Below are 3,524 nucleotides of genomic sequence, written 5' to 3'. Positions count from 1 at the left end.
ATGAGGCGGACCTGCAAAAACTGGCGGACTCTGGTTTAAAGGCGGTSRSTCTGTCTACTCTGTATCCGGTGGCGACGGGACCGGACGGGTTGCGGTTGGCGGTGGAGGCTCTGTGCGAAAMAGCGATCGCCGCAGTGGCTCAGGGGGCGAAAATCTTGATTCTCAGCGATCGCMACTCGGAGAGCCAATCGCCTTTGAATGGGGAAAATACCTATATCCCKCCTCTGTTGGCTGTKGGGGCTGTCCATCACTATCTGATTGAGTCGGGAGACCGCCTCAAATGCTCGTTGGTGGTGGAGACTGCCCAATGCTGGAGTACACATCATTTTGCCTGTTTAATCGGCTATGGTGCGTCTGCTATCTGCCCCTATTTGGCTTTGGCGACGGTGCGACAGTGGTGGTCGGAACCCAAAACTCAGATACAGATGGAAAAAGGGAAAATGCCACCCTTGACCATGGTTCAGGCTCAGGAAAATTATCGCGCCGCCGTGGAAGGGGGACTGTTAAAGATTCTCTCGAAAATGGGGATTTCTCTACTGTCTTCTTACCAAGGAGCCCAAATTTTTGAGGCGATCGGTATCGGGGAAGACCTGTTGAATTTGGGCTTTAAGGGGACGACTTCTCGGATTGGAGGGTTGACTGTGGCGGAGTTGGCGATGGAGGTGGGCCAGTTTCACGCTAAGGCTTTCCCGGAAATGCAAGGCAAAAAGCTGGAAAACTACGGCTTTGTTAATTATTTTAAACGGGGAGAATATCACGGCAATAGCCCGGAATTGGCGAAGTTGCTCCATCAGGCGGTACGCGGTGAGGGGGCAGACCATTACACGACTTACCAGGCTTACCTGCAAGAGCGCCCGGTGGCGGCGCTGCGAGATTTGCTGGATTTCCAAAGCGATCGCTCTCCTATCTCCATTGATGAGGTGGAACCCATTACCGATATTGTGTCGCGTTTCTGTACCGGGGGGATGTCTTTGGGGGCGCTGTCGCCTGAGGCTCACGAAACTTTGGCGATCGCTATGAACCGTTTGGGGGGTAAGTCTAATTCTGGGGAAGGTGGGGAAGACCCGACCCGGTTTAAGCCTTTGGATGATGTGGCCGATGATGGTATCTCCCCCAGTCGCCCTTATCTGCGAGGGCTGCAAAATGGGGATAGTTGTTCTTCGGCGATTAAACAGGTGGCTTCGGGTCGCTTTGGGGTGACACCAGAGTATCTGATGAATGCTCAGTCTATTGAGATTAAAGTCGCTCAAGGGGCGAAACCAGGTGAGGGGGGACAGTTGCCGGGTAAGAAGGTGAGCCCCTATATCGCTATGTTGCGACGGTCGAAACCCGGTGTCACCCTGATCTCGCCGCCGCCTCATCATGATATCTACTCGATTGAGGATTTGGCACAGTTGATTTTTGACTTGCATCAGATTAATCCGGGGGCTCAGGTGTCGGTGAAACTGGTGGCGGAAATTGGGATTGGGACGATTGCGGCTGGGGTGGCTAAGGCGAATGCTGACTATATCCAGATTTCTGGTCATGATGGGGGGACGGGAGCCTCGCCTTTGTCTTCGATTAAACACGCCGGAGCCCCCTGGGAGTTGGGTTTGACCGAGGTGCATCGGGTTCTGATGGAAAATAAATTGCGCGATCGCGTCCGCCTGCGGGTTGATGGGGGCCTGAAGTCCGGCTGGGATGTGGTGATGGGGGCGCTCATGGGGGCGGAAGAGTTCGGCTTTGGGACTATCGCCATGATTTCCGAAGGCTGCATTATGGCTCGGATTTGTCACACTAATGGCTGTCCGGTGGGGGTGACAACTCAGCGGGAGGATTTGCGGAAACGCTTCCCAGGAACTCCTGACCATGTGGTGAATTTCTTCCATTTTGTCGCCGAGGAGGTGCGATCGCTGTTGGCGAGGTTGGGTTATCGTTCCCTGACTGATTTGATGGGGCGATCGGACCTGCTGAGGATGCGTGATGTACCTCTGGCCAAAACTAAGGGATTGGATTTGGGGGTGTTGATGCAGCAGCCGGTGGCTCCGGGTAATGATTGGTTGCATCATGAACCTGTACACAGCAATGGTGCGGTGTTAGACGACAGCATTTTGGCGGATCAGGAAATCTCTAATGCTATTTCCCATCAGTCCAAGGTTGCCAAAACTTTGGATATTGTCAATACCGATCGCACTGTGGGGGCTCGCATTGCTGGGAAAATTGCTTCTATGTACGGCAATAGTGGGTTCTCTGGAGAAATTGCCCTGAGTTTTAAGGGGTCGGCTGGTCAGAGTTTTGGCGCGTTTAATCTACCGGGTATGATTTTGACTCTCCATGGGGAGGCTAATGATTATGTCGGTAAGGGTATGCACGGCGGCGAGTTGATTATTAAGCCCAGTGATGACTCGACTCTGGCGGCTTTTGAAAATGTGATTATTGGCAATACTTGTCTGTATGGAGCTACCGGGGGCACTCTGTTCGCACGGGGACAAGCGGGTGAGCGCTTCGCTGTGCGTAACTCTATGGGACGGGCGGTTATTGAAGGGGCTGGCGACCATTGCTGCGAGTATATGACTGGTGGGGTGGTTGTGGTTCTCGGTAAGGTTGGCCGTAACGTGGGGGCGGGAATGACTGGCGGTATTGCTTATTTCCTGGACCCGGGTGGGTCTTTCCCCGATTGTGTGAATGGGGAAATTGTCCGCATTCAACGGGTTTGTACCGCAGCCGGTGAGGCTCAGTTGCGCGGGTTGATTCAAGACCATTGCGATCGCACTGGCAGTACCCTAGCTGCTTCGGTTTTGGCTAATTGGTCTGAGTTCCTACCTAAATTCTGGCAAGTGGTTCCCCCTTCTGAGGAAAATACGCCCGAGGTTTCCCCTGAAGGTAGCGATGAAAAGGTTGCCGTTGGCGCTTCGTAATTCGTTTCTTAATCTAGGCTGATAATCTTCTTGGGGTCTATCAACTGATTTCCCAAAACACAGGGGCGAAAAATTCTTCGCCCCTATCATTTACGCACTAAGATTTTTACCCAACAGATGCGTTATCGTAACAATTATTCTCTGTTATAATCCCATAATATTAAGTTTTATTGGTGCAGAGGGTCCTGTCTCCGAATAAAATCTTTACCGTACCCGTACTAGTTCTATGATCTTCTATATCGAAAATTCGATCAGGGGACTGCGCTCAACTATTTTGTTCAACTATAGTATAGCAGCATTGGCTTACGCCCTGCCGTTAATAACATTGTTTGCCGTCATCTTCGATGACTCTACTCAAACTCGTTATCTAATGGGAGTCTTACGTCAACAAGATAAATCCGGTAAAGATTGCTATAGATTATTTGCAAGCGGATTTGGGGAAAAATCGAGAACAAAATGCTTTACTAAGATGAATTTTCATGGGAGGCATCATCTCTGGGTGAATGAGTTTTCCTTGCATTTTTTAAGCTCTTTTTAGGATGATTTGGATTGAGACAAATGGGCGATCGCTTATCGCGTGCTTTCCTACATCATTAACGGCAGGATTTTATGCGTATAATAAAATCG

Annotated in this window: 1 protein-coding gene; it reads left to right on the top strand. The window is 50.9% G+C overall.

Translation table 11 applies throughout. The features are described from left to right. A partial coding sequence (gene gltB, locus B9T16_RS26840) for a glutamate synthase large subunit (RefSeq protein WP_410246192.1) occupies nucleotides 1-2,897 on the top strand: 2,897 nt, incomplete at its 5' end. Between the last annotated feature and the right edge of the window lie 627 nt (nucleotides 2,898-3,524).

The organism is Arthrospira sp. PCC 8006 (genome assembly GCF_046480465.1).
Classification (GTDB): domain Bacteria; phylum Cyanobacteriota; class Cyanobacteriia; order Cyanobacteriales; family Microcoleaceae; genus Limnospira; species Limnospira platensis.
This window is presented reverse-complemented; position numbering and strand designations above follow the sequence as displayed.